This is a genomic window from Lentzea sp. NPDC036949, assembly GCF_055608075.1.
Genome location: NZ_JBVJRA010000003.1, coordinates 473,759 through 498,786 on the forward strand (window position 1 = coordinate 473,759; position 25,028 = coordinate 498,786).

21 protein-coding genes are annotated in these 25,028 nt (G+C 71.6%); 15 read left to right on the forward strand and 6 right to left on the reverse strand.

The window, feature by feature from the left end; all coding sequences use genetic code 11:
• The gene (locus tag ACZ7CD_RS11730) at window positions 1-1,917 is read right to left on the reverse strand and encodes a helicase-associated domain-containing protein (protein ID WP_470378855.1); all 1,917 of its coding nucleotides are present in this window, start codon (window positions 1,915-1,917) and stop codon (window positions 1-3) included.
• Between the two features lie 75 nt (window positions 1,918-1,992).
• Between ACZ7CD_RS11730 and ACZ7CD_RS11735 the strand changes: the two genes are divergently transcribed.
• Entirely contained in the window at window positions 1,993-2,640 is a 648-nt protein-coding gene (locus ACZ7CD_RS11735) for a DUF2461 domain-containing protein (protein WP_360390303.1), read from the forward strand.
• On the opposite strand, the gene ACZ7CD_RS11740 is transcribed toward ACZ7CD_RS11735, so the two are convergent.
• Window positions 2,588-2,932 carry a VanZ family protein gene (locus ACZ7CD_RS11740; RefSeq protein ID WP_470378856.1) on the reverse strand — a complete coding sequence of 115 codons (345 nt, stop codon included), beginning with the start codon at window positions 2,930-2,932 and terminating at the stop codon, window positions 2,588-2,590. The two genes, ACZ7CD_RS11735 and ACZ7CD_RS11740, sit on opposite strands and share 53 nt — an antisense overlap.
• A gap of 64 nt (window positions 2,933-2,996) precedes the next feature.
• Between ACZ7CD_RS11740 and pyk the strand changes: the two genes are divergently transcribed.
• The 4 genes from pyk (at window position 2,997) to ACZ7CD_RS11760 (ending at window position 6,187) form a co-directional block, all read left to right on the forward strand.
• Complete coding sequence (gene pyk / locus ACZ7CD_RS11745; protein ID WP_360390298.1) at window positions 2,997-4,421, forward strand: pyruvate kinase; 1,425 nt, start codon at window positions 2,997-2,999, stop codon at window positions 4,419-4,421.
• Between the two features lie 12 nt (window positions 4,422-4,433).
• On the forward strand, window positions 4,434-5,333 hold the full coding sequence (gene tesB / locus ACZ7CD_RS11750; protein ID WP_470378857.1) for an acyl-CoA thioesterase II: 900 nt from the start codon (window positions 4,434-4,436) through the stop codon (window positions 5,331-5,333).
• A gap of 12 nt (window positions 5,334-5,345) precedes the next feature.
• The gene (locus tag ACZ7CD_RS11755) at window positions 5,346-5,933 is read left to right on the forward strand and encodes a Uma2 family endonuclease (protein WP_470378858.1); all 588 of its coding nucleotides are present in this window, start codon (window positions 5,346-5,348) and stop codon (window positions 5,931-5,933) included.
• A 131-nt stretch (window positions 5,934-6,064) separates the two neighbouring features.
• Complete coding sequence (locus ACZ7CD_RS11760; RefSeq protein ID WP_470378859.1) at window positions 6,065-6,187, forward strand: hypothetical protein; 123 nt, start codon at window positions 6,065-6,067, stop codon at window positions 6,185-6,187.
• Here the strand turns inward: ACZ7CD_RS11760 and ACZ7CD_RS11765 are convergent.
• Window positions 6,184-6,666 (reverse strand): Lrp/AsnC family transcriptional regulator, encoded by a 483-nt coding sequence (locus ACZ7CD_RS11765; RefSeq protein ID WP_360390287.1) that lies wholly within the window; start codon window positions 6,664-6,666, stop codon window positions 6,184-6,186. The two genes, ACZ7CD_RS11760 and ACZ7CD_RS11765, sit on opposite strands and share 4 nt — an antisense overlap.
• A 54-nt stretch (window positions 6,667-6,720) precedes the next feature.
• Between ACZ7CD_RS11765 and ACZ7CD_RS11770 the strand changes: the two genes are divergently transcribed.
• Entirely contained in the window at window positions 6,721-7,347 is a 627-nt protein-coding gene (locus tag ACZ7CD_RS11770) for a LysE family translocator (RefSeq protein ID WP_470378860.1), read from the forward strand.
• Here ACZ7CD_RS11770 and ACZ7CD_RS11775 read toward each other — a convergent pair.
• On the reverse strand, window positions 7,330-7,629 hold the full coding sequence (locus ACZ7CD_RS11775) for a DUF2218 domain-containing protein (RefSeq protein WP_360390281.1): 300 nt from the start codon (window positions 7,627-7,629) through the stop codon (window positions 7,330-7,332). The genes ACZ7CD_RS11770 and ACZ7CD_RS11775 overlap by 18 nt on opposite strands.
• A gap of 121 nt (window positions 7,630-7,750) precedes the next feature.
• Between ACZ7CD_RS11775 and gndA the strand changes: the two genes are divergently transcribed.
• Both gndA and dacB read left to right on the forward strand, forming a co-directional pair.
• Complete coding sequence (gndA, locus tag ACZ7CD_RS11780; protein WP_360390278.1) at window positions 7,751-9,181, forward strand: NADP-dependent phosphogluconate dehydrogenase; 1,431 nt, start codon at window positions 7,751-7,753, stop codon at window positions 9,179-9,181.
• Window positions 9,178-10,716 (forward strand): D-alanyl-D-alanine carboxypeptidase/D-alanyl-D-alanine endopeptidase, encoded by a 1,539-nt coding sequence (dacB, locus tag ACZ7CD_RS11785; protein ID WP_360390275.1) that lies wholly within the window; start codon window positions 9,178-9,180, stop codon window positions 10,714-10,716. Before gndA ends, dacB begins: the two co-directional genes overlap by 4 nt.
• 58 nt (window positions 10,717-10,774) lie before the next feature.
• On the opposite strand, the gene ACZ7CD_RS11790 is transcribed toward dacB, so the two are convergent.
• Window positions 10,775-13,000, reverse strand: a complete 2,226-nt coding sequence (locus tag ACZ7CD_RS11790) for a SulP family inorganic anion transporter (protein WP_360390272.1) — start codon at window positions 12,998-13,000, stop codon at window positions 10,775-10,777.
• A 405-nt stretch (window positions 13,001-13,405) separates the two neighbouring features.
• Window positions 13,406-13,723, reverse strand: a complete 318-nt coding sequence (locus tag ACZ7CD_RS11795; protein ID WP_360390270.1) for a hypothetical protein — start codon at window positions 13,721-13,723, stop codon at window positions 13,406-13,408.
• A gap of 149 nt (window positions 13,724-13,872) precedes the next feature.
• Here ACZ7CD_RS11795 and ACZ7CD_RS11800 point away from each other — a divergent pair, with 149 nt between their 5' ends.
• The 7 genes from ACZ7CD_RS11800 (at window position 13,873) to ACZ7CD_RS11830 (ending at window position 24,792) form a co-directional block, all read left to right on the forward strand.
• Entirely contained in the window at window positions 13,873-14,721 is an 849-nt protein-coding gene (locus ACZ7CD_RS11800; RefSeq protein WP_360390267.1) for a helix-turn-helix domain-containing protein, read from the forward strand.
• A 24-nt stretch (window positions 14,722-14,745) separates the two neighbouring features.
• The gene (locus ACZ7CD_RS11805; RefSeq protein WP_360390264.1) at window positions 14,746-14,937 is read left to right on the forward strand and encodes a DUF397 domain-containing protein; all 192 of its coding nucleotides are present in this window, start codon (window positions 14,746-14,748) and stop codon (window positions 14,935-14,937) included.
• Window positions 14,938-15,272: 335 nt separating this feature from the next.
• Window positions 15,273-18,101: an AfsR/SARP family transcriptional regulator gene (locus ACZ7CD_RS11810; RefSeq protein ID WP_360390262.1), complete on the forward strand. Its 2,829-nt coding sequence runs from the start codon at window positions 15,273-15,275 to the stop codon at window positions 18,099-18,101.
• Between the two features lie 82 nt (window positions 18,102-18,183).
• Window positions 18,184-18,339: a hypothetical protein gene (locus ACZ7CD_RS11815; RefSeq protein ID WP_360390259.1), complete on the forward strand. Its 156-nt coding sequence runs from the start codon at window positions 18,184-18,186 to the stop codon at window positions 18,337-18,339.
• An 11-nt stretch (window positions 18,340-18,350) separates the two neighbouring features.
• On the forward strand, window positions 18,351-21,323 hold the full coding sequence (locus tag ACZ7CD_RS11820) for a helix-turn-helix transcriptional regulator (protein ID WP_470378861.1): 2,973 nt from the start codon (window positions 18,351-18,353) through the stop codon (window positions 21,321-21,323).
• A gap of 195 nt (window positions 21,324-21,518) precedes the next feature.
• Window positions 21,519-22,271 (forward strand): ABC transporter ATP-binding protein, encoded by a 753-nt coding sequence (locus ACZ7CD_RS11825; RefSeq protein WP_360390253.1) that lies wholly within the window; start codon window positions 21,519-21,521, stop codon window positions 22,269-22,271.
• Between the two features lie 4 nt (window positions 22,272-22,275).
• Window positions 22,276-24,792 (forward strand): ABC transporter permease, encoded by a 2,517-nt coding sequence (locus tag ACZ7CD_RS11830; protein WP_470378862.1) that lies wholly within the window; start codon window positions 22,276-22,278, stop codon window positions 24,790-24,792.
• The last annotated feature ends 236 nt before the right edge of the window (window positions 24,793-25,028 follow it).

The following is a 25,028-nucleotide window of genomic DNA, read 5'->3' on the forward strand; positions in this document are numbered from 1 at the left end:
TCACCCGCCGGGCACGTGCACCGCGCGGACGTGCTCGATGCGGAACTCCCGGCTCACACCGCCCTCGCAGTCCGCCGTCAGCACGCCGTCGAGGTGCTTGACCGGTGTGATCAGGACCGACTCCGTCTGCCGCGGGCCGCTCGCGTACCCGATGCGCACCGGCCGGCCGTCGACCAGCGCCGACGCGAGCCGCTGCACCTCCTCGTCGCGCAGGAAGACGTTCTGGTCGCGCAGCAGCCGCGCCGCGTTCGCCCTCGGCGTGCCCCGGCCGAGGACCTGCCGTTCCTGCTCCACCAGCCGCACCGCGAGCTGGGTGAGCTCCAGGTCGTCCAGCTCGGCGCGCTGCCGGTCCGGTCCGCGCTCACCGCGCGCGGGCGCCCGGTCCGGCCGTGAACGCTCCACAATGGACCGGTCAGCGCCGTCGACGCCCTTCGGCGCGTACCCGGCCGCGCGCAACGCCGCCAGCGTCTCGGGCATGGGCGCCGCGGACGCCAGCACGGTCGGCGCGAGGAACCGCAGTCCCAGCTGCGCCAGCGACCGGGACCGCGCGATCTCCCGCAGCAGCGCGGGGTCCTCCGCCCGCACGCAGCACGCGACCTCGGTCACCGTCAGCTGCCCGTGCCGCCGTGCCACGTCCTGCACCAGGTGCTCGACGGCCTGCGGCAGCGGCCCGTCCGCCACGACCCCCAGCCGCAGCAGCACCTCCTCGGACGGCAGCCCGGCGTCGAGCGCCCGCCGGATCGACCCCGCCGACAGCCGCCACACCCGCGCGGAGTCGCCGTCCTCCAGGTCCGCCACCAGGTCCAGCGTGGCGGCGAGCACCGTGCCCGGCAGGCCGTCCACCACCGCGGTCAGGTCCGCCAGGAACACCGCCCTGTCCGCGGCCGGCGGCATCAGCTCCACCGCGGCCGCCGCCACGTCACCGCCGTCGCGCACCGCCAGTCCCAGCGGCGTCAGCGCGCCACCCGCGACCAGCCCCAGCGCCTCCAGCTCGGTGATGACGACCGCCGTGGCCCGCAGGTCGTGCACGGCCGGGCGGGCCCACTCCAGCTCGGCGACCAGCTCACCGGGCTCCACGACCGCGTGGCCGGTGCTGAACGCCGCGAGCGTCGACCGCCGCAGCTCGGCGCCGCACTGCCCGGCGTAGTCGCGCAACGCCGCCCGCGCCTGTTCGGCGTCGGGCCGCCAGTCCATCCGCCGCCACGCCGCGACCAGCCGCGCGAGCCGGTCCCCGGGGTGCGCGTCCCGCCACGCGTCGGCGTGCCGCGTCGGCAGCAGGCGCCCGCGCTCCAGCCCCAGCAGCTGCGCCTCGACCGCCAGCTCCAGCCGCAGCCGCAGCACGCCGTCGGTGACCCGCAGCGCCCGCGCGACCCGCCGGATCTCCCCGGTCGCGACACCGCCGGTGTGGCGGGCCTCGAAGGCGTCCCGCTCGCAGTGCGCCAGCAGCCGCGCCACCCCGTCCACGGTGGACGTCGCGGGCCCGACCGGCGAGACCCGCGGCACCGGCCCGCGCCGCGCCGCCGGTGGCCGCGGCGTGAGGTGCGGCCGGGCGTGCAGGGCCCGCACCGAGTTGACCTCCTTGAGCACCGGCCCCTCCGGCCAGGCCAGCGCGCGCACCTTGAGCTCGGCGAACGCCCGGTCGAACTCCCGCACCGAGCACCGCAGCTCCGCGCACACCGCGTCGACGCTCGCCGAGCGGCCCAGCCGGACGATCGCGCCGAGCACGTCCACCGCGCCCTGGTCGAGGTCCTCCTCCGCGCGGTGCACCGAGTCGGGGTCCGTGAGCTGGTACGCGAGGTCCTTGAGGGTGCGCAGCAACCGGTCGCCCACGTCCCTGCGGTGTGTCAGCACCGCCGCCACCGCGTCCTGGTCGAGCCGCTGGAGCCAGTTCGCGAGCGCGGTGGTACGGCGTGGCATTCGTCCGAGTATGCCCCGACCGTCTGCGCTCAAACGAGTTTTCACGCATTCGGGCGTGCCGCCTAGGCTGACTCGGTGACGTTCGAAGGTTTCGGCGAGTACGCGATCGACTTCTACGACGGCCTGGTGCTGGACAACTCGAAGGCGTACTGGGACGACAACAGGGAGACCTACCTGCGCGACGTGCGCGCCCCCATGGAGGCGCTGCTGCTCGCGCTGGAGGGGGAGTTCGGTGAGGGCAAGGTGTTCCGGCCGTACCGCGACGTGCGGTTCGCCAAGGACAAGACGCCGTACAAGGACCACTGCGGCGCCGTGATCGAGAAGGGCCGCGGCGGCGGCGCGTACTACGTGCAGCTCAGCCCGGAGGGCCTGATGGTGGGCGGTGGCTCGTTCCACATGCAGTCCGACCAGCTGGCCCGCTACCGCGCCTCCGTCGACGCGCACGGCGTCCTGCTGCGCAAGGTCGTCGACAAGCTCGTCAAGCAGGGCTGGAAGCTGCACGGCGACGTGATGAGGTCGAAGCCGCGCGGGTTCGCCGACGACCACCCGCACCTCGACCTGCTCAAGCACCGGTCGATCTGGGTGCGCAAGGTCTGGGAGCCCGACGACGTGCTGCACGAGCCGGGCGCCCTGGACCGGGTGCGCAAGGCGTGGCGGCAGCTCAGGGACCTCAACGCGTGGTGCGAGGACCACGTCGGCGTGAGCGAGAAGCCGCGGCGATAGCCCAGCCGAGACCGATCCCGGCCACGTCGACGAGTGCGTCGAGGACGTCCCCGCTGCGGTGCAGCGGCGTGATGAGCTCCTGCAGCACCTCCGAGAGCCCCGCGTACGCCACCAGCGCCCACAGCGCGTGAGGGATCTTCGCGTGCAGGCCGGTGAACGCGAGCAGGCCGAAGAGCACCAGGTGCACGACCTTGTCGGTGCCCGGCGGCGAGGAGGGCACACCTGACTCGGGGGTGAACAACACGACGACGCTGAGCAACGCGGCGAACACGAACGGGAACACTCGACCCATTGGCAGAACATTACCGAGGAGTAGTTCGGGATCGGTCCAGGAACGAGGACTACTCTCTCTACACGTGAGTCGACGCGCAAAGATCGTCTGTACCCTCGGTCCCGCCACTGGCACGCCCGAAAAGGTCCGTGACCTGGTAGCGGCCGGTATGGACGTGGCCAGGATGAACTTCAGCCACGGCAGCCATGCCGACCACAAGCAGGTCTACGACATGGTCCGCGCCGCAGCGGACGAGTCCGGTCGCGCCGTGGGCATCCTCGCCGACCTGCAGGGCCCCAAGATCCGGCTCGGCCGGTTCGCGGCCGGCCCTGTCGACTGGAACAACGGCGACATCGTCCGCATCACCGTCGAGGACGTCGAGGGCACGCACGACCGCGTGTCGACGACGTACAAGGAGCTCGCGAAGGACGCCAAGGTCGGCGACCGCCTGCTCGTGGACGACGGCAAGGTCGGCCTCGTGGTCGTCGAGGTCGAAGGCTCCGACGTCGTGTGCGAGGTCACCGAGGGCGGACCCGTCAGCAACAACAAGGGCCTCTCGCTGCCCGGCATGGACGTCTCCGTGCCGGCGCTGTCGGAGAAGGACATCGAGGACCTCGAGTTCGCGCTCTCGCTGGGCGTGGACTTCATCGCACTGTCGTTCGTCCGCTCGCCCGCCGACATCGACCTGGTCCACCAGGTCATGGACCGCGCGGGCAGCAAGCGCCTCCCGGTGATCGCGAAGATCGAGAAGCCGGAGGCCGTGGACAACCTCGAAGCCATCGTGCTGGCCTTCGACGGCGTCATGGTCGCCCGCGGCGACCTGGGCGTCGAGCTGCCGCTGGAGAGCGTGCCGCTGGTGCAGAAGCGCGCGATCCAGATCGCCCGCGAGAACGCCAAGCCGGTCATCGTCGCGACCCAGATGCTCGACTCGATGATCACGAACTCCCGCCCGACCCGCGCCGAGACGTCCGACGTCGCGAACGCGGTGCTCGACGGCGCGGACGCCCTGATGCTCTCCGGTGAGACCTCGGTCGGCCGCTACGCCATCGAGTCCGTGCAGACCATGGGCCGCATCATCGAGGCCGTCGAGACCGAGTCGGTCGTCGTGCCGCCGCTGACGCACGTCCCGCGCACCAAGCGCGGTGTGATCTCCTACGCGGCCCGCGACATCGGCGAGCGCCTCAACGCCAAGGCCCTGGTCGCGTTCACCCAGTCCGGCGACACCGTCCGCCGCCTGGCCCGCCTGCACACGCACCTGCCGCTGCTGGCGTTCACGCCGGAGCCGTCGGTGCGCTCACAGCTGTCGCTGACGTGGGGCACCGAGACGTTCATCGTGCCGCGCGTGGAGTCCACCGACGAGATGGTCCGCCAGGTCGACGTGGCCATGCTGGAGATCGGCCGCTACCAGGCCGGTGACCTCATGGTGGTGGTCGCCGGATCGCCTCCTGGCACCATTGGGTCGACGAACCTCATCCGGGTGCACCGGCTGGGGGAGGAAGACCACGCGTAGGAGTGTTGGAACGTGACTGAGGCCGCCCGTGCCGCTGCCGCCGGACCACCCGGTGTGAGTGGCCAACCCGCAGTGGACGACCTGGTCGCGTTGCTCGACCTGGAACGCATCGAGGAGAACATCTTCCGCGGTGTGTCCCCCGCCGAGTCGCCGGTGCGCGTCTTCGGCGGGCAGGTCGCCGGTCAAGCCCTGGTGGCCGCGGGTCGGACCGTGCCGGTGGAACGACGGGTGCACTCGCTGCACTCGTACTTCATCCGGCCCGGCGACCCGCGGGTGCCGATCGTGTACGAGGTGGACCGCATCCGCGACGGCCGCTCGTTCACCACCCGCCGCGTCGTGGCCGTGCAGCACGGCAAGGCCATCTTCGCCCTCTCCGCCTCCTTCCAGCTGGAGGAGCAGGGCGTCGAGCACGCCTCCTCCATGCCCTCCGTGCCGAACCCGGAGACCTTGCCGACGTGGACCGAACAGGCCGCCGGCTACTCCCTGGTGAACTCGAAGTTCCCGCGTCCGATCGACGTGCGCTACGTCACCGAGCCGCCGTGGGAGTCCCGTGAGGACGGTCCCGGCGAGGCCGTGTCCCGCGTGTGGATGAAGGCCGACGGCAAGCTGCCGGACGACCCGATGCTGCACATCTGCGTGATGACCTACGCCTCGGACATGACGCTGCTGGACGGCGTCCTGGCCAAGCAGGGCGTCTACTGGGGACTGGACAAGGTCCTCGGCGCCTCCCTGGACCACGCGATCTGGTTCCACCGCCCGTTCCGCGCCGACGAGTGGCTGCTGTACGACACCGCCTCGCCGTCCGCCTCGGGGAACCGCGGGCTGGCGACCGGGCAGTTCTTCACGCAGGACGGGCAGCTGGTGGCCACGGTGGTGCAGGAGGGGCTGATCCGGGTCGTCAAGTCGGACTGAGGCCCTGTGTGAGTGATCAAGGGCGGGTCGTCGCACGTCGATGACCTGGCCGTGATCATCACGCTGGCCGACTACGACGAGATGTCCGAGGAAGACTGCCGCCGCCACGAGCTGGTGGACGGGGTGCTGGTGGAGATGCCACCGCGCTATCCCGTGCACCAACGCGCGGTGCGCCTGCTGGCGGACCAGTTGGAGGCCCAGCTGCCCGTCGAACTCGACGTCGTGCACGCGTTCGACGTCCTCCTCAAGGACAGCGCACGCCCGCTCATGCGCAAGCCGGACGTCGTCGTGGCTTCGAGCAAGCTCTTCGACGCCGGGGTGACGCGCTTCGACGCGGCGGACGTGGCGCTGGTGATCGAGGTCCTGTCCGAGGGCTCGGAGGACGTGGACCTGCGGGTGAAGCCGCGCGAGTACGCCGCCGCAGGAATCCCGGACTACTGGGTGGTCGCGCTGGACGAGCCGGTCAGCATGGCGGCGTACTCCCTGGTGGACGGCCGGTACGAGCTGGCCGGAGGAGGCTCGCGGATGCTCGACGTGCGCAGCCCGGCACCGATGACGGTGGACCTCGCCGCGCTGGTTCGACGTCGCCTGATGGAGTAGCTCCTAGCACGCCTGTTCGAACCACCCGTGCGGGTCATCAAGCCGGGTCGGACCTGAAGATCAAGCCGGATGAGTACGCTGCTGCGGGTATCCAGTACTACTGGATCGTCGATCTCAAGGACCCGATCAGCATGGCGGCACACGTTCTGGTCGACGGTCGCTACGAGTACGTCGGCGGCGGTACCGGGAAGGTCGAGCTCCTCAGTCCCGCACCACTGGTGATCGACCTGGATGCGTTGACCCTCAACCGCTAGTCCGCGCGGCGCCGCCGGTGCGTCGGCCGCAGGGTCGCCGGCGGGGTCAGCGCCCGTGTCTCCACCCGCTCCAGCACCACCGACGACGTCAGGTTCCGCACCTCCGTCCGCGACGCGATCTTGTCCATCAGGAACGCCTGCAGGTGTGTGGAGTCCGCCACCGCGATGTGGATCAGGAAGTCCGCCTGCCCGGAGACGTGGAAGATCGACCGCGTCTCGGGCTGGGCCATCACGAACGCGCGGAACGCCGCCACCACCGGGCGCGTGTGCGGCCGCACGTTCACCGAGATGACGGCCTCCAGCGGCAGTCCGAGCACGGCCGGGTCGACGACGGCGTGCGAGCCCGTGATCACGCCCAGCTCGCGCAGCCGGCGCACCCGCTGCAGGCACGACGACGGGGCCAGGCCGACGATCTCGGCGAGCGACCGGTTCGGCAGGGTGGCGTCGTTCTGCAACTCCTCCAGGATGTGCCAGTCCACCGAATCCAGTTCGGCTTGTTCGCGCATAAGCGAACATCGTACTGACCAGGTGGAATGTGGCAGAACGAGTGGCGGACGATCCCGCTCATGCACATCGCGTGGACGTCTTTCCTGCTGGCACTCGTGGTGATCACGGTCGTGCCCGGTCCCGACTTCGTCCTGATCATGGGGAACGCGGTGCGCAGCCTGAGGCTGGGCGTCACGGCGGCGCTGGGCGTGGTCACCGGGCTGCTCGTCCACGCGACGCTCGCGACCGTCGGACTGAGCGCGCTCGTGGTGGCGGTGCCGACCGCGCTCTTCCTCGTCAAGGCGGTCGGCGCGCTGTACCTGGCCCACCTCGGGTTCATGACGCTGAAGGGCGCGGGCAAGGAGCAGGAGCTGCCGCGCAGCGGTGGCAACGTGTTCCTGCGCGGCCTGCTCTGCGATCTGTTGAACCCCAAGGTGATGCTCACGTTCCTGAGCCTCATCCCGCAGGCGATGGACCCGAACAGCCCACCGCTGCCGCAGGCCGCGCTGCTGAGCGCCGTGACGGTCGGTGTGTTCGCGGGGTTCTGGGTGGTGGTGGTCCCGCTGGCTCGTCAGCTGGGCACGGTGCTGAGCAGGCCGAAGGTTCGCACGGCGTTCGAGCGGGTCTGTGGTACCGCTCTCATCGGGATGGCGGCGTCAGTTCTCGCCGCTTGAGTCCCACGAGACGCTCAGCTCGTCGCGCGTCCCGAACCGCACCAGGTGCCGTTCGACGACGTCGCGCAGCCGGGCGGCGTCCTCCTCCGAGGAGGCCTCGACGCGCAGCCGCAGCGCGTCCGGAAGAGCGGCGAAGGACGCCGTTCCCGCGGAGAAGCGGACGAAACCGCGTCCGTCCTCCCAGGACCCTTCCAGGTCCTTCTGCGTGAAGTGCTTGACCAGCTGGGACCCGTAGCGCTCGGCGCGGTCCGTCGCCGAGGTGCCCTCGCTCACGAACGTCATGAAACCAACTTACGCCTTGCTGTACGTACCGTTGGGTGACGCGGTTCACCTGGCGAAACGATGGCTGAGAAGACGCTGTGACATCTCGCGCAAAGCTTGAGAACACGGCAGGCTGTCGGCCATGACGGAAGGCAAAGCACGTATCGCGGTCACCGGTCTCGCCACCATGGGCAGCAACCTCGCGCGCAACCTCGCGCGGCACGGTTTCAAGGTCGCCGTGCACAACCGGACCCCCGCGAAGATGAAGTCGCTGCTCGACGAGCACGGCCACGAGGGCGACTTCGTCGGCGCCGAGACGCTGGAGGAGCTCGTGCAGAGCCTCCAGACGCCGCGCCAGATCATCATCATGGTGAAGGCCGGTGGGCCGACCGACGCCGTCATCGACGAGCTGAGCGGGCTGCTGGAGCCCGGCGACATGGTCATCGACGGCGGTAACGCCCACTACGCCGACACGCGCCGCCGCGAGGCCGCCCTGAAGGAGAAGGGCCTGCTGTTCGTCGGCGCCGGCATCTCCGGCGGCGAGGAGGGCGCCCTCAACGGGCCCAGCATCATGCCCGGTGGTCCCGCCGAGTCCTACGAGCACGTCGGGCCGGTGTTCGAGGAGATCGCCGCCAAGGTCGACGGGCAGCCGTGCTGCGTGCACGTCGGGCCGGACGGTGCCGGGCACTTCGTCAAGATGGTGCACAACGGCATCGAGTACGCGGACATGCAGCTGATCGCCGAGGCGTACGACCTGCTGAGCCGCGTCGGCGGGCAGACGCCGGCGGAGATCTCCGAGGTCTTCACGCAGTGGAACTCGGGCGACCTGGAGTCGTACCTGGTCGAGATCACCGCCGAGGTGCTCAAGCACGTCGACGCGGACGGCACGCCGCTCGTGCAGGTCATCGAGGACGCCGCCGAGCAGAAGGGCACCGGCCGCTGGACCGTGCAGGAGGCGCTGGAGCTCGGCGTCCCGGTCACCGGCATCGCCGAGGCCGTGTTCGCGCGCAGCCTGAGCGGCCACACCGACCAGCGCAAGGCCGTGCGCGACGCGTTCGGTGCGAGCGAGGTCGTGGCGAAGCCGGACGCCGAGCTCGTCGACGACGTGCGGCAGGCGCTGTACGCGTCGAAGGTCGTCGCGTACGCGCAGGGCTTCGACATGATCCGCGAGGCGTCGAAGAACTTCGACTGGGACATCGACCTCGGCGCGATGGCGACGATCTGGCGCGGTGGCTGCATCATCCGCGCACGGTTCCTCAACCGCATTCGCGAGGCATATGACGCGAACGCGGATCTCGCGTCTCTTCTGGTGGACGACTACTTCCGCGACGCCGTCCGGAATGCCGAGGCCGCTTGGCGGCGCGTCGTGGTCCGCGCGGTCGAGTCCGGTGTCCCGACGCCCGGTTTCGTGTCCGCTTTGGCCTACTACGACGGACTTCGCTCGGAACGGCTGCCCGCGGCACTCGTTCAGGGACAACGCGACTTCTTCGGCGCACACACTTATCGGCGCACCGACAGGGCCGGTAGCTTCCACACGTTGTGGTCAGGCGACAGGTCTGAGGTGGAAGCGTGAAACTTCGTTTACTGGGGGCGGTCGTCGTCGCGGCGGCGGGGTTGACCCTGACGTCCAGCGGTGGCGCCGTGGCGGTCGGCAACGAGGCGCTGACCCGCGATCTCGACGCCATCCTCGCCGACTCCGGGCTCAAGGGCGCGGACGTCGGCATCACCGTGCGGGACGCGAACACCGGTGAGGTCGTGTACACCAGATCAGGTGGTAAGCGCTCTCAGGTCGCGTCGAACCTGAAGGTGCTCACGACCGCGGCGGCGCTCGACCTGCTCGGGCCGGACCACCGGTGGAAGACCGAGCTGCAGTCGTCCGGTGCCCGTTCGGGTTCGACGCTGACCGGCGACCTCGTCCTGCGCGGCACGGGCGACCCGACGATGTCCGCCGCGCGCTACCAGGCGCTGGCGGCGGCGTTGAAGAACAGCGGTGTCACGCAGGTGACCGGCGCGCTCGTGCTGGACGACACGGCGTTCGACGCGCAGCCGTACGGCAGTGGCTGGGCGTGGGACGACGAGCCGTACTCCTACAGCGCGGAGACGTCGGCACTGACGCTCTCACCGGACGAGCGGTACAGCGCCGGCACGGTCCTCGTGCGGGTGAAGCCGGGCGCCGCGACGGGCGCGCCGGTGCAGGTGAGCGTCGAGCCCGCGAACGACGTGGTGCAGATCCAGAGCACGGCGACCACCAACGGGGACGCCGGCATCACCGTCGAACGCGAGCACGGCACGAACGTGATCAAGGTCAGCGGTTCGACCTGGGTCGAGACGACCGCGCTGTCCACCGTCAAGGATCCGACCGGGCTCGTCTCGTCGGTGTTCGGCAAGGCGTTGGAGCAGAACGGGGTCCAGGTCCTCGGCGGCGTCAAGCGGGCCAAGGCGCCGCAGGGTGCCGCGGTGCTGGCCTCCGACACGTCGCAGACGCTCGGCCAGCTGATCACCCCGTTGCTGAAGAACAGCAACAACATGCTGGCCGAGGTGCTGGTCAAGACCGCGGGCGGCTCGTTCGCCAACGGTGTCAACCAGCTCAGCCGCAAGTGGGCGGGCCTGGGCATCGACCCGAACTGGGTCGAGGTCTTCGACGGCTCCGGCATGTCCCGGCTGAACCAGATGTCGCCGGACGACCTGACCTCGATCCTGGTGAAGGCGAAGACCAAGCCGTGGTTCGGCACCTGGTCGGCGGCGCTGCCGGTCGCGGGCAGGGACGGCACGCTGGCGGGCCGCATGAAGGGCACCGCCGCCGAGGGCACCGTGCTGGCCAAGACCGGGTCGCTCTCGGGCGTCTCGGCGCTGTCCGGGTACGTCACCACGGCGTCGGGCCGCCAGCTGGTGTTCTCGCTGGTGCAGAACAACGTGGTGCTGTGGTTCAGCCCGAAGGCGGTCGAGGACAGGGTCGCCGTGCGGCTCGCCTCCGACGGCGGCGCGCAGGTGGCGACGCCGAAGGTCGAGTCCGTTCCGCAGCAGCGGAAGGCCCCCGCGCAGGAACGCGTGACGGTTCCCCCGCAGGAGCGCTTCGACGTCGAGTGCTCGTGGATCGGCACCTGCTGACCCACGCGTGAGACCACTGGAGCCGCCCCGGGACGAACCGGGGCGGCTCCGGCGTTTCCTAGGCCGGTGACGGCACGGGTTCGAGCCCGTTGCGGTCCGGGTCCACCAGGTACACGCGGGCGTTCGAGATGTCGAAGTACAGGCCCTTCAACGAGAGCGCGCCCGCGGCGACCGCCTCCCGCACGCTCGGGTACCCGAGCAGGTTGTCCAGCTGCTGCGCCACGTTCGCGACCGCGAGCCGGTCGGCCACCGGCAGCTCCGCGCAGCCGGGCGCGGTGGGGGCGTGGAAGCGGATCAGCGACGGTTCGGCGTTGCGCAGCCAGGAGTGCAGGTGTGAGCCGCGGGCGGCGCCGCCGCTCACCAGCGCCTTCATCGCACCGCAGTCGGAGTGCCCGCACACGACGATCGAGCGGACGCCGAGGACCTCCACCGCGTACTCGACCGCGGCGCCGACCGACCGGTCCTCAGCGGTGTGCATCGGCACCAGGTTGCCGATGTTGCGCACGCAGAACAGGTCGCCCGGCCCGGACGTGGTGATCAGGTTCGGCACCACCCGGGAGTCGGCGCAGGTGATGAAGAGCTGCCGCGGTCGCTGCCCGCGCACCGCCAGCTCCCGCAGGAACGGCCGGACCAGCGGCGCCGACCGCGTCTCGAACTCGTGCATGCCCCGCAGCATGGGATCGCTCTCCGGCGACGGCCGCTGCGACGGCAGGTGCACCGTGGTGCCCGCGCCCTGCCAGTGCGACCACGGCGCGAACCAGCGCGGCAGCGGACCGGGCAACGTCTTGCGCCGCCCCGGCCTGCCCTGGTCCGCCTGGTCGAACCAGGTGTCGTGCACCTCGTCGACCTGAACCCGGCCACCGAGCCGTTCGTAGCCCTCGCGCCAGTCGTCGATCGCCTCGTAGGACGCGTGGTCCAGGTAGTCGACGTGCAGCTCCAGCACCACGGTCTGCCCGAGCGGCAACCGGCGCAGCTCGCGCACCAGCCCCCCGACGCCGAGGAACACCAGCGACCCGCGCACGCACACCCGGTTGCCCTCGACCCGCACCGAGCAGTGCGTCAACCGGTACAGCGCGCGCAGCAGCGCGATCGTCAGCCCCGCGACCACGCCCTCCAGCAGTCCGAAGAGGACGACGCCGAGCACGGTCGCCGCGTAGACCAGGAGCTCCTGGTGCCGCACCAGGTTGCGCATCCGCTCGACCGACACCAGCCGCAGGCCGACGACCAGCAGCACGCCCGCCAGCGCCGCCAGCGGGATCTGCTCCAGCGCGGGAGCGAACGCCAGCACCGCCACCGCGATCCACAGCCCCTGCATCATGGCGGCGCAGCGGGTCTTCGCGCCCGCGGCGACGTTCGTGGAGCTGCGCGCCAGGCCACCGCTGATCGGGAACCCGCCGAGGGCGCCCGCGAGCACGTTGCCGGTGCCCTGCGCCATCAATTCCCTGTCCAGCCGGGCCCGCGGCCCGTCGTGCAGCCGGTCCACGGCCACCGCCGACAGCAACGACTCCATGCTCGCCACCAGCGCGACCGTCACCACGGCCACGACCACGGTTCCGGCGCTGCCCTGCGGCATCTCCGGGAACACCGGGGAGTGGCTGTCCGGCAGGTCGACCCGTGCGACGTCGAGGCGCAGCGCGACCGCGAGCCCGGTCGAGGCGGCGACGGCGACGAGCGGCGCCGGCACCAGCGAGGCGCGCGGGACCCGCGGCCACAGCAGCAGGACCGCGACCGCGACCGCGCCGGCCAGCACTGATCCCAGGTGGGACCCGGCCAGCTGACCCGGCAGCAGGGCGACGTTCGCGGGAACCGACGACGCCGCCGTGCCGCCCAGCACCACGACGAGCTGACCGGCCGCGATCGAGATGCCGATGCCCGCCAGCAGGCCGTGCACGACGGCGGGGGACAGCGACATCACCAGCCGGCTGATCCCGGTGAGGCCCAGCGCCACCTGGAGCACCCCGGCGGCCAGCGTGATCGCGGCGGTCGCGGCCCAGCCGAACTGCGCCACCAGCCCGGCGACGATCACCACGAGCCCGGTGCCCGGTCCGCTGATCTGCAACGGCGCCCCGCTGAGCGCGCCGACCACGACACCGCCGACGACGGCGGAGATCAGCCCGGCCATCAGCGGCGCGCCGGTGGCGTGGGCGATGCCCAGCGAGAGCGGGATCGAGATCAGGAACAGCACGAAGCTCGCGGGCAGGTCGTGCCGCAGGACCAGGCGCACCCCGCCCGGAGGACCGTGCGGGGTGTGCTCGCCGGCGTTGGACCGCTGGAGGTGGTTCACGTCTTCTTGCCTTTCGTGGGAACGGCGGAATGACCGCATGGCCCTGTGCGACCGGCACAGGACATGGGGAAGGGGGAGAGCGCGGGTGAAGGGGCGCTAGCGGCGCTGTAAGGGCAGCAGGCGGCGCGGCCGGACGGCAGCGAGCGCGTCGGCGCGGTCATGCGGGGTCGGCACGGGAACACCTCCGTGTCGGCACGAGGATCCGGGGTCGGGACCAGGCCGCGTCACCACAATGATGCGGGCGGAGGCGGCGCTGTGACAGACCTTTCAGCCGGTCGTGTTGATCTTCGCGGTGATCGTCACGCGAGGTGATGGCCGACCGGCACGAGAAGGGCCGGCTCCGGTCGGGGGGTGCGGAGCCGGCCCAGGCCGGGGCGGAGCTGAAGAACTATCGAGTTCCGGAGTTCAGCCCACCGGGCGCAGGTGCTTGCCGTGCGAAGTCCCCTGTCCCACGACGGTCAGGACGAGCTGCGCCGACAGGTAGGCCCGGCACGGCGCGGGCATCCGCCGGGAGAACCAGCCGCGCCTGCACGTGGCGCAGCGGCCGTGCTCGTCGGGCTGGTGCTCGTCCAGCAACGCCTTGACGACCGCGACCACCCTCGGCAGCTCTACCCTGGCGAGCACGAGGGCCGTCTGGTCGTCACCGCGCTCGGCGAGGTCCGCGAGCGTGGCCAGGTGGGAGTGCAGCGACCTGTCCAGTTGGCTGAACACCGTGACGGCCATCAGGCTCAGAGCTCCAGTCCTCGCGTGAGCAACCCATGCAGCCTGGCCCGGCCCGGAGCCGAACTGCAAGTTGCAGTACACGAATGGATGACGTCCCTTTGCGGGCGTGTCCTTTGCTCTCAAACTTGGACGCGGACCAGGAGGTGTGGATGCCACGGGGTAGCAGCCCGACCCTGCGCAAACGCCGGCTCGTGAGCGAGCTGCGGCGGTTGCGCGAAGCGGCCGGGCTGACGATCGAGGAGGTCGGCGAGCGCCTCGAGTGCTCGGCTTCCAAGATCAGCCGCATCGAGACCGGGAGGGTGGGGGTGAGCCCGCGCGACGTGCGGGACATGCTCACCGCCTACGGTGCGGACGCCACCACCCTGGAAGAGCTGGTCCAGCTGGCCAGGGAAGCCCGCCGCAAGGCGTGGTGGGACGAGTTCGGCGACATCGTGCCCGGTCGCTACGTCGGGTACGAGGCCGACGCCGACTCCATCAGGACCTACCAGGGCCTGATGATCCCCGGCCTGCTGCAGTGCGAGGCGTACACGAGGTCGTTGATCTCCCAGGTGCTCCCAGAGGCGAGCACCGCGGAGATCGACCGGCGGGTCCGGTTGCGCAAGGCTCGGCAGGCACTGCTGAGCGAGGACGACCCGTTGCGCCTGCACGTCGTGATCGACGAGGCCGCCCTGCACAGGCTCGTCGGCGGCGCGAAGGTGATGCGCACGCAGATGGCGCGTCTGCTCGAAGTCGGTGCACTGCCGAACGTCACGATGCAGGTCGTGCCGTTCAGCGCCGGTGGTTACGCTGCGATGGACGGGCCGTTCGTCATCCTGAGCTTCCCCGAGCAGCTGGACCCCGACGTGGTGTACATCGAGAGCACGAGAAGCGGCGTCTACCTGGAGCAGTCCGGTGACGTCAATTGGTACGCCGAGGTGTTCGAGCGTCTGGTGCGGACCGCCCTCAAGCCGGCGGACTCCGCGACCCTGATCACGGAAGTCGCTCGCGCTCTCGGCTGATCGCAGACCGGGAGTGAACAGACAGTGGAAAGCCTGCGTTGGCGCAAGAGCAGCCGATCGTCCGCCAGCGGACCCGACTGCGTGGAGATCGCGCTCGTCCCGGCCGGCGCGGCCGTGCGTGACAGCAAGAACGCGGACGGGGCCCAGCTCCGGTTCGGGTCCGCCGGGTGGGAGGGCTTCCTCTCCGCCGCCAGGACCGGCACGTTCGCCAGCTGATCGACGACAAGCCGCGAAGAACCGCGAAGCCCCGGCTGGATCGCCCAGCCGGGGCTTCGTCGTGTGCGGAAAGGGGGACGTGGGCCGGCCGGCGTTCCGCCGCCGCGGGCTGGATGCCCCTTGCACGCCGGCCAGCCCACGTCGATCATGGGGAGCAGCGGGTGTTCCGCTGTCCGGTCCAACCCCGTCGACTGCTCGACCCCCGGGTTTCCGTTGATCTCGCCGTCTGTGGTTGGTTGGACACGCTAAGCGTAAGAATGCCTTCTACAGCACGACTGGAGCCCGACTGAAGTGGTCCTCAAGCTCCAGCTGGCCACCAGGCGAAGGACAGATCGGTGACACTGCGCGAGGAACCCCTGCGGTTCGAGGTTCTCGGCCTTCTCCGGGTCGTTCGCGCAGGTCATGAGGTCGATCTCGGTGCGGCCAAGCAGCGCGCCGTGCTCGCCGTGCTGCTGCTGTCGCGCAACACCCCGGTGAGCAGGGGCACGATCATCGAGGCCGTCTGGGGCGACAACGTGCCCTCCAGCGCGGTCAACCTGGTGCAGACCTACGTCGCCGGACTGCGCCGCGCACTGGAGCCGGCCCGCGCGCGCCGGGCCCCCGCGGAGCTGCTGACGTCCGTCGGCGACGGTTACCTGCTGCGGGTCGAGACGGGCGCGCTGGACCTCGACGTGTTCGAACGCCAGGTTTCGCTCGCGCACCGCATGCGCGCGGCGGGGGACCTCGCCGGAGCCGCGGTGGAGCTGGACGACGCGCTGGCGTTGTTCCGCGCCGAGCCGCTGGGCGGGGTGTCCGGTCTCTTCGCCGACGTCGAACGCGGCCGGCTCGTGGAACGCCGGCTGGCCGTGGTCGAGGAACGCGCCGAGCTCGGTCTCGCGATCGGCCAGGGCCCCGAGCTCGTCTCGCAGCTCACCTCCCTCGTCGCCGAGCACCCGTTGCGCGAACGCGGGCACGGGCTGCTGATGCGCGCCCTGGTCCAGGCCGGCCGGCAGGCGGAGGCGCTGGCCGCCTACCGCGAGGCCCGCCGGGTGCTGATCGACGAGCTGGGCGTGGAACCGGGGCCGGAGCTGCGCCGCGTGCACCAGGCCGTGCTGGCGGGGGACAGCCCCGAACCGGAACGCGCGCCGGTCCGCCTCCCGGCGCAGCCGGCCCCCGAGCCCGTCGTGACCGTTCCCGCGCAGCTGCCGCGCGCACCCGTCGCGTTGATCGGGCGGGACGCGGAGCTGGCGCGGATGGACTCGTTGCTGAGCGCGCACGACGGTCCCGTGCTGCTGGTGACCGGTCCGGCCGGCGTGGGCAAGACGGCGCTGGCGCTGCACTGGGCGCACCGGGTGCGCGAGGAGTTCCCGGACGGCCAGCTCTACGTCGACGTCCACGGCTACGACCCGAACCGGGAACCGCTGGAGATCGGCGAGGTGCTGAACCGGTTCCTGCGCGCCCTCGGCGTTCCCGCCGGCGACACCCCGGTCTCGGTCGACGAGCGGTCGGCGTTGCTGCGCACGCTCCTGGCCGACCGCCGGATGCTGGTGATGCTCGACAACGTCCGCGGCTCCGGTGACCTGTTGCCGCTGCTGCCGGGCGCGCCGTCGTGCGTGGTCGTCACCTCGCGCCGGCGCCTGGTCGGCCTGGTGGCGCAGGTCGAGGCGGAGCTGGTCGAGCTGGACATGCTCACCGCGGACGCCGCCGTCGACGTGCTGGGCCGCGTCGCGGGCCGCGGTGCCGCCGAAGCCGCCGCCCTGCGGTCGCTGGCCGAGCTGTGCGACGGTCTGCCGCTGGCGTTGCGGATCGCCGCCGCCCGGCTGGCGGTGTCCCCGAAGCTGCGCGTCGCCGAGCTCGTCGAGGAACTGCAGGACGAACACGGGCGGTTGGCCGCTCTCGGGCTGGAGGACGGCGAAGGTCCCGTGCGCGCAGCGCTGGACGCATCACGCCGTGCGCTGCCAGCGGTTCCCGCTCGCCTGTTGCCCGTCATCGGCCTGCACCCCGGCGCCGACCTGACCCCGCACGTCGTCGCGGCGATGGGGGAGGTCTCCCTGCTGGAGGCCCAGCGCGCGCTGGACGCACTGGCCGCCGCGAACCTGCTGTCCGTCTCCGAACCGGGCCGCCTCGTCGCCCACGACATGGTCCGCGTCTACGCGAAGACCCTGGCGGGCGAGCTCTCCGAACCGGAGCGCCGGGCCGCCACCGGCCGCATGCTGGACTACTACCTGCACTGCGCGGACCTCGCCGACGGCCTGCTGCCCATCAACCGCGGCAGCGTCCTGGTGGCCCCGGAGCACCGCCCGGCCGCCGTGCCGTCCCTGACCGGCCCCTCCGACGCGATGGCCTGGTTCGACTCCGAACGCGCCAACCTCATCGCCGCCACCGAGCACGCCGCGTCCTCCGGCTGGCACGTCCACGCCTGGCAGCTGCCGTACACGCTGTCCCGCTACCTCTGGCTCCGCACCGAACGCGAGACCTCGCTGCGCATCACCCAGGCCGCGCTGGCCGCCGCGAACGCCCTCGGCGACGACGAGGCGCGGTTCGTCATGCAGTTCAACCTCGGCGTGGCGCTGTTGCAGGTGGAGCGCAAGGAGGAGGCGCTGACCGCCCACCGCGGCGCCCTGGAGGTGGCCCGCGGCAAGGCCGACGTCCACCAGCAGGCCCGCGCCCTCACCACCGTCGCCGGCACCCTCATGGACCTGGGCCGCACGGAGGAGGCGGAAGCGCACTACCGCGAGGCGATGGAGGTCTCGCGCATCGCGGGCTCCCGGTGGGCGGAGGCCAACGCCCACCACCACCTCGGCCTGCTCTACCTCGCCAACGACCGCTACGACGACGCGATGCCGTGGCTGCGCGTGGCCCTGCGGATGTACCACGAGGTCGGTGAGCAGTGCGGGGAAGCCGCCTGCCACGTCGACCTCTCCACCGCGCTCCTGGAGACCGGTGACACCGAGGGCGCCCTGTCGTCGGCCCGCACCGCGCTGGCCGTCGCGTGCGACGCGGTGTCGCCCTACCACCAGGCCCTGGCCCACGACCGGCTCGCCGCGGTGTTCGACCGGCTCGGGGCCGCGGGTGCGGCGGCGCACTGGCAGCGGGCGCTGGCGCTGTTCACGGAGCTGGGGGCACCGGAGGCGGACGGCATCCGGGCGAGGCTGGCACGGGCGCGCGCGGTGACCGCGGTGTAGCAGGCGGGGTAAGGCTTCTCGCTGCCGATCGCACCCGTTCTGCCAATGTCCCCGGCCCACCCTCAGCACCACCCTCAGGTCCATGACCGAGTGGACCCTCGAAGCCGTCAACGCCGAGATCGCCTACCGCCGCGCGAACGCCCGCTGCACCTGGCAGCGGTCCAACGGCGGCCCGCGCCGCTGGTTCCACCGGGTGATCCACCGCACCTCCCGGAAACACGGCGGCACCAGCCCGTGAGGTGTGCGAGCATGCCTCCCGTGGCACGTCTGGGTTCCGGAATTCCCCTGGTCGCCCGCGACCGCGAGCTGGCCCGGTTGCGCGCCGCCCTCACCGGCGCCGGCAACGGCACCGCCGCCGCGGTGCTGCTCGCCGGTGACGCCGGCGTCGGCAAGACCCGGTTGGTCGACGAGCTGGCCGCCGCGGCCGACGACACGCTCGTCCTCTTGGGACGCTGCCTCGACGCCGGTGAGACCGGGCTGCCCTACCTCCCGTTCGCCGAGGCCCTCGGCCAGCTCAAGACCGGGACCGCGCACCGCCCGGCGCTCGCGATGCTCCTGCCGCAGCTGGCACTTCCGGCCGAACGCGAGCCCGGCACCGAGGCGATGCTGGCGCCCAGCCTGATCCCCGGCCGCCGGCCCGTGCAGGACGTCGGCCAGCTCCAGCTCTTCGACGCGGTGCTCGGCCTGCTGACCGAGCTGTCGGAGCGGCAGCGGGTGCTGCTCGTCGTCGAGGACCTGCACTGGGCCGACGCGTCCACCCGCTATCTGCTGTCGTTCCTGTTGTCCCGCTTGAGGTCCCAGCGCCTGCTGGTGGTCGGCACCTACCGCAGCGACGACCTGCACCGCAGCCACCCGCTGCGGCCCCTGCTGTCGGAGCTGGTGCGGCTGCCCGCCGTCGAACGGCTGGACCTCGCGCCGTTCAACGCCGCCGACGCGCGCAGGTTCGTGGACGCGTTGAGCGACGACCTGCCCGCCGACGTCGTGCAGCAGGTCGCGGAACGCTCGGAGGGCAACGCGTTCTTCGCCGAGGAGCTCATCGCGGTGGCGGCGTGCGACGACCGCTCGCTGCCGAGCGCGCTGGCGGACGTGCTGCTGAGCCGGGTCGAGCGGTTGAGCCCGGAGGCGCAGCACGTCGTGCGGGTGGCATCGGTGCGGGGCCGCCGGGTGCGGCACGAGCGGCTCAGGGAGGTCGCCGGGATGAGCGACCTCGCGCTCGACACCGCGCTGCGCGAGCTCGTCCAGCACCACCTGCTGGTCGTGGACGACAACGAGGTCTACACCTTCCGGCACGCGTTGCTCAGGGAGGCCGTGTACGGCGACCTCCTCCCCGGCGAACGGGTCCGGCTGCACGCGGCGTACGCGCACCACCTCGCGCGGCACCTCGACGAGCGGGGCGCCGCGGCCGCGCTGGCGCACCACGCGTTCCAGAGCCACGACCACGGGCAGGCGCTCACGGCGTTCATCAAGGCCGCCAAGGAGGCCGAACGCGCCGGGGCGCCCGCGGAGTCGTTGCAGCACCTGGAGATGGCGCTCAACCTGTGGAACGCGGTGCCCGCGGCGGACCGTCCGTCCGATGTGGACGAAGCAGTGCTGCTGCGGCGGGCGTCCTGGGTGGCGGGCACGGCCGGGCAGCCGGAGCGGGCGGTGGCGTTCGGGCGCAGCGCGACGAAGGCGCTCGCCGGGCAGTCGCCGGAGGAGCAGGCCGAGGTGCTGCTGCGGCTCGCCCAGGCGTTGTCGATCCTGGACGGCAACGACCAGGAGCACCACGAGGTCATGATGGCGGCGTGGAACCTGGTCTGCGACCGGGACGCGAGCCCGACGCGGGCCCGCGTGCTCGCCGGAAAGGCCTCCCTGCTGCGGCAGGAACGGCGCGGGGAGGAGGCGCGCGAGGCGGCGGAGCTGGCCATCGCCGACGGGCAGGCGGCGAACGCGCCGGGAGCCGTGGCGGACGCCCTCGGCACGCTCGGCATCCTCGACGACTACGCGAACCGGCCGGAGGACGCGTGGCGGAACTTCGAGCGCGCGATCGAGTGCGCCAGGGAGGTCGGCGCGGTCAACACCGAGCTGCGCGCCCGGTACTACCACGGCCTGATGCACTACGACCGCGGTGACCTCACCGCCGCCGCCCGCGTCTACAACGAGGCGGGCGAGCGGGCCCAGGAGACCGGGCTGACCTGGAGCATGTTCGGCCTGGAGATCCGCATCCAGCAGGTGCTCGTGCACTACTACCTGGGCGACTGGGACTACGCGGACTGGGCCAGCGAACCGCCGGGCATGTCCGTGTCCTCGACGGTGCTGGCCAGGTTGCGCGCCGCGAACACCCACCTCACCATCGGCCGCGGGCAGCTCGCCGAGGCCGAGCGGGTGATCACGAAGCTGCGCAGCGACTGGCACCGCGACATCCAGATCGCCCTGATCACCGGCGGCACCGGCGGTGAGCTCGCGCTGTGGCGGGGACGGCCGGAGCTGGCCGTCGAACGGGTCACCGACGTGCTGGAGTGGACCCGCAAGCTCGGCGGGCCGTGGATGCTGGCCGACATCCGGATCGGCGCGATCGGCGTCGCCGCCCACGCCGACATCGCCGCGAAGGCCCGCCGCAAGCGGGACCGGCAGGCGGAGGAACAGGCCGTCGCCGAGGGCCGCAGGCTGGCCGAGCACGTCCGGCTGACCGCGCGCAACGGCGTCCCGCGCTCCGGTGCGCTCGGACCGGAGGGCCGCGCCTGGCTGGCCCGCTCGCAGGCGGAGGAGTCCCGGCTGACCGGCCCCGGCGACCCCGCGCTGTGGCGGGCCGCGGTCGACGGGTTCGGCTACGGCCTGGTGTTCGAGCAGGCGCTGTGCCGGTGGCGGCTCGCCGAGGCGCTGCTGGGCGCCGACCGCAGGGAGGCCGCGGCCGAGGAGCTGCGCCGGGCCGACGAGACCGCGGCGAAGCTCGGTGCGAAAGCGCTCGCGGACGCCGTGGCCGGTGTCGCCAAACGGGCCCGCATCACGCTGAGGGCCGACGCGCCGGTGCGCGAGCAGGTCGACCTGTTCACGCCGAGGGAACGCGCAGTGCTGGAGCTGGTGGCCTCCGGGCGGACGAACCGCGAGGTCGGCGAGGAGCTCTACATCAGCGAGAAGACCGTGTCCGTGCACCTCTCGCGCATCATGGCGAAGCTGGGCGCCTCCCGGCGCGCGGAGGCCGTGGCGATCGCCTACGACCGCGCCCTGCTGGCACCGCCCTGACCCCCTGCTTCCCGCCGCAGATGCCATCGGCCAACAGAGGGGCGGGCGGGTACGACCGGGGGCTGCTCGAATCGCCGTGGGTTGTCATCCCACAGGCTGATGCGGAACGCGTCGGCGAGATGATGTCCGCGCACGAGCCACCGAAATAGCTTCTTCCTCGTCAAGGACAGACCCCCTGCGAGGAAGGCACGAGACATGTCTGCACTGGTGTCCGAGGTCGGCACCCGGACCGCCGCGGCGGCCCACAACCTGGTGAAGGTCTACGGCAAGGGTGACACCGCCGTGCGGGCGCTCGACGGGATCGACGTCGCGTTCCAGGCCGGGCGGTTCACCGCCATCATGGGCCCGTCCGGGTCCGGCAAGTCGACGCTGATGCACTGCCTCGCCGGACTGGACACGGTGGACAGCGGCGCGATCCACATCGGACAGACCGAGATCACGAAGCTGAACGACAAGGACCTCACCAAGCTGCGCCGCGACCGCGTCGGGTTCGTCTTCCAGGCGTTCAACCTGCTGCCGACGCTCACCGCCGAGCAGAACATCCTGCTGGGCCTCGAACTGGCCGGCCGCAAGCCCGACCAGGAGTGGTTCGACACCATCGTCACCGTCCTGGGCCTGCGCGACCGCCTCACCCACCGCCCGACCGAGCTGTCCGGTGGCCAGCAGCAGCGCGTGGCCTGCGCCCGTGCCCTGGTCGCCCGCCCCGAGGTCATCTTCGCCGACGAACCGACCGGCAACCTGGACTCCCGCAGCGGTGCCGAGGTGCTCGACTTCCTGCGCATGTCGGTGCGCAAGCTGGGCCAGACCGTGATCATGGTGACGCACGACCCGGTGGCCGCCAGCTACGCCGACCGCGTGGTCCTGCTGGCCGACGGCCGCCTCGCCGGTGAGATCCACCAGCCCACCACCGAGTCCGTCGTCAACGCCCTCACGCACCTGGGGGCGTGAAGCGATGCTGAAGACGATCCTCGCGGGCCTGCGCGCCCGCACGGCGCGGCTGGTGCTGTCCAGCATCGCCATCGCGCTCGGCGTCGCGTTCGTGACGGGCACCCTCGTGCTCGGCGACGCCGTCGAGGAGCAGACCAGGGACAACTTCGCCCGCAGCGCCCGCAACGTGGACGCGGCGGTGCACCTGTCGGAGAACAGCCCCGACCGGGACAACGGCATTCCCGTCGACTTCCTGCAGAAGATCCGCGCCGCCACCGGTGTGGCCGGCGCCGACTCCCGCGAGTTCGGCAGCGCCGCACTGCTCGGCGGTGACGGCAAGGCCCGCAACGCGCTGGTGCAGCCGCTGCCCACCACGGAGGCGCTGCGCGACTTCAACCTCAGGGACGGCCGGTTCCCGGCCAAGGCCGACGAGGCCGCCGTCGACACCAAGACCGCGCAGATCGCGAAGCTCAAGGTCGGTGACCAGGTCAAGCTGCTCGACGAGGACAACGCCGAGCACGTGTTCACCGTCGTCGGCACCTACCAGCAGGGCGCCGGCAGCCTCTCGATGTCCGGCAGCGACCACGTCGTGGTGTCGCCGGAGGGCCTGCGCACGGTCATCCCGAAGCAGCGCGTGTACGAGATCGTCGCCGTGGCCAAGGACGGCGTGTCGCAGCAGCAGCTCGTCGACACCATCAAGGGCGTCGTCGGCACGAGCTACCAGGTGCAGACCGGTGAGCAGCTGACCCAGGAGACGCTCAAGCAGGTCGGTGACGCCGCCGCGGAGATCAAGACGTTCCTGCTCGCGTTCGCCGCGATCTCGCTCGTCGTCGCGGGCATGGTCATCTACAACACCTTCACGATCCTGGTCGCCCAGCGCACCAAGGAGCTCGCGCTGCTGCGCTGCGTCGGTGCCGAACGCGGCCAGGTGTTCCGCAGCGTGCTCGCCGAAGCGGTCTTCATGGGCCTCGCGGCGTCCGTGCTCGGCATCCTCGGCGGTCTCGGCGTCTCGGCCGGCCTGCAGGCACTGGTGGGCACGGTCGGCGGCCCGAGCGGGGACGACGTAGCGATCCGCCTGCCGATCTCGTGGGTGACCATCGCCGCCGGCTTCGGCGTCGGCGTGGTCGTGACCGTGCTGTCGGCCGTGCTGCCGGCCCGCCGCGCCACGAAGGTCGCCCCGGTGGCCGCGCTGCGCTCGCAGCCCGACAGCCACGACGACGTCGCCCGCACCGGCAAGGTCCGCATCGTCCTCGCCGCGTTGATCGCGCTGGCCGGTGGCGTCGCCGTCTACTTCGGTCTCCGGCAGGAGGAGGAAGAGCTGGCGATGTTCATCACCGGCGGTGCCACGATGGTGCTGCTGCTCGCGGTCCTGCTCCTCGGCCCGCTCTACGTCGGCCCGGTCAACCGCCTGTTCGGCAAGGTGCTGCGCGGTGTCCCGGCCAAGCTGGCCTCGGCCAACGCCGGCCGCAACCCGAAGCGCACGGCCGCGACCACGGCGGCGCTGATGATCGGCGTGACCATCGTCGCGATGGTGACCGTGGTGGCCGGCAGCGGCCGCGAGACGATGAGCAAGAAGGTCGACGAGCGGTTCCCGTCCGACTACGAGGTCAGCTCCAGCGTCTACAGCCAGCCGCTGACCTCCAAGTTCGCCGACGAGCTCGCGAAGGTCCGCACCGTCGCCCAGGTCGCGCCGCAGCTCACCGCGTCCACCGAGTCGCCGCAGCTGCCCTACGCCTACGTCACCGGCTACCCGGCGGACGCGATCGGCTCGCTGGTGCGGGCGGAGACGACCACCGGGCCGCTGACCCCGCTGAAGGACGGCGAGATCGCGATGCGCGAGAAGGAGGCCAAGGAAGCGGGCCTCTCGATCGGGTCGTCGCTGAAGCTCGGCGGCAAGGACTTCACGGTCGTCTCGCTGCTCAAGGACAACAGCTACGGCACCGGCATCGTCACGCTGCCCTCGGCCACGGCCCTGCTCCCCGAGGCCCCGAAGGGCTACGAGAAGCTGCTGGTCAAGCTCGCTCCCGGCACCGACGTCGCGACCGCGCGGGCCGACCTGGAACGCGTCATCGCCACCTCGCCGGTCGCGGTGCTGAACTCGGCGGCGGAGACGAAGGCCGAGCTCAACGGCCAGATCGACCAGATCCTGCTCTTCATCTGGGCGCTCGTCGGCCTGGCGCTGGTCATCGCGTTGTTCGGCATCGCGAACACGCTGACGCTCTCGGTGCTGGAGCGGACCCGCGAGTCGGCGCTGCTGCGGGCGCTGGGCCTCACCAGGGGTCAGCTGCGGCAGATGCTGGTGGTCGAGTCGATCCTGATGGCGCTGATCGGCGCGGTCGTGGGCGTCGTGCTCGGCGCCGGGTTCGGGTGGCTGCTGGTCCAGGCGATCTCCAACTCGGAGCTGCAGATCAGCTTCTCCGTCCCGTACGGCCAGATCGGCATCATGCTCGGCCTCGCCGTGGTCGCCGCGGTCGTCGCGGCCGCCCTCCCGGCCCGCCGGGCGGCGAAGAGCTCCGTGGTGGCGGGCATGGCGGAGGCGTAGGACGTCCGTTCCGGCCGGGTGAGTTCGGGGACCCGCCGGAACGGACCGGGTGGTGCGGAACAGGGGCCGCACGACCGGGGATCGGCAGAGGTCCGGTGCACTCGGGGCACCGGACCTCCGCTGTGTCGAGTGCACGCGGGGAGCTTTCGTACTCTCCTGGTGCACGGAAGGGCCCCGCGTGCCCACCCGGCAGGGGGGACGGGCGGGAGTGGAAAAAATCTTGGGAGCGCGCGTCA

Excerpts from the sequence above, each read along its gene's own strand:
- ACZ7CD_RS11760 (WP_470378859.1), top strand. The coding sequence starts at position 6,065 with ATGGCGGCACACGTTCTGGTCGACGGTCGCTACGAGTACGTCGGCGGC.
- ACZ7CD_RS11795 (WP_360390270.1), bottom strand. The coding sequence starts at position 13,723 with ATGGCCGTCACGGTGTTCAGCCAACTGGACAGGTCGCTGCACTCCCAC.
- ACZ7CD_RS11820 (WP_470378861.1), top strand. The coding sequence starts at position 18,351 with ATGCCTCCCGTGGCACGTCTGGGTTCCGGAATTCCCCTGGTCGCCCGC.
- ACZ7CD_RS11800 (WP_360390267.1), top strand. The coding sequence starts at position 13,873 with ATGCCACGGGGTAGCAGCCCGACCCTGCGCAAACGCCGGCTCGTGAGC.
- ACZ7CD_RS11830 (WP_470378862.1), top strand. The coding sequence starts at position 22,276 with ATGCTGAAGACGATCCTCGCGGGCCTGCGCGCCCGCACGGCGCGGCTG.
- ACZ7CD_RS11815 (WP_360390259.1), top strand. The coding sequence starts at position 18,184 with ATGACCGAGTGGACCCTCGAAGCCGTCAACGCCGAGATCGCCTACCGC.
- ACZ7CD_RS11740 (WP_470378856.1), bottom strand. The coding sequence starts at position 2,932 with ATGGGTCGAGTGTTCCCGTTCGTGTTCGCCGCGTTGCTCAGCGTCGTC.
- ACZ7CD_RS11770 (WP_470378860.1), top strand. The coding sequence starts at position 6,721 with ATGTGGCAGAACGAGTGGCGGACGATCCCGCTCATGCACATCGCGTGG.
- ACZ7CD_RS11775 (WP_360390281.1), bottom strand. The coding sequence starts at position 7,629 with ATGACGTTCGTGAGCGAGGGCACCTCGGCGACGGACCGCGCCGAGCGC.
- ACZ7CD_RS11730 (WP_470378855.1), bottom strand. The coding sequence starts at position 1,917 with ATGCCACGCCGTACCACCGCGCTCGCGAACTGGCTCCAGCGGCTCGAC.
- ACZ7CD_RS11825 (WP_360390253.1), top strand. The coding sequence starts at position 21,519 with ATGTCTGCACTGGTGTCCGAGGTCGGCACCCGGACCGCCGCGGCGGCC.
- gndA (WP_360390278.1), top strand. The coding sequence starts at position 7,751 with ATGACGGAAGGCAAAGCACGTATCGCGGTCACCGGTCTCGCCACCATG.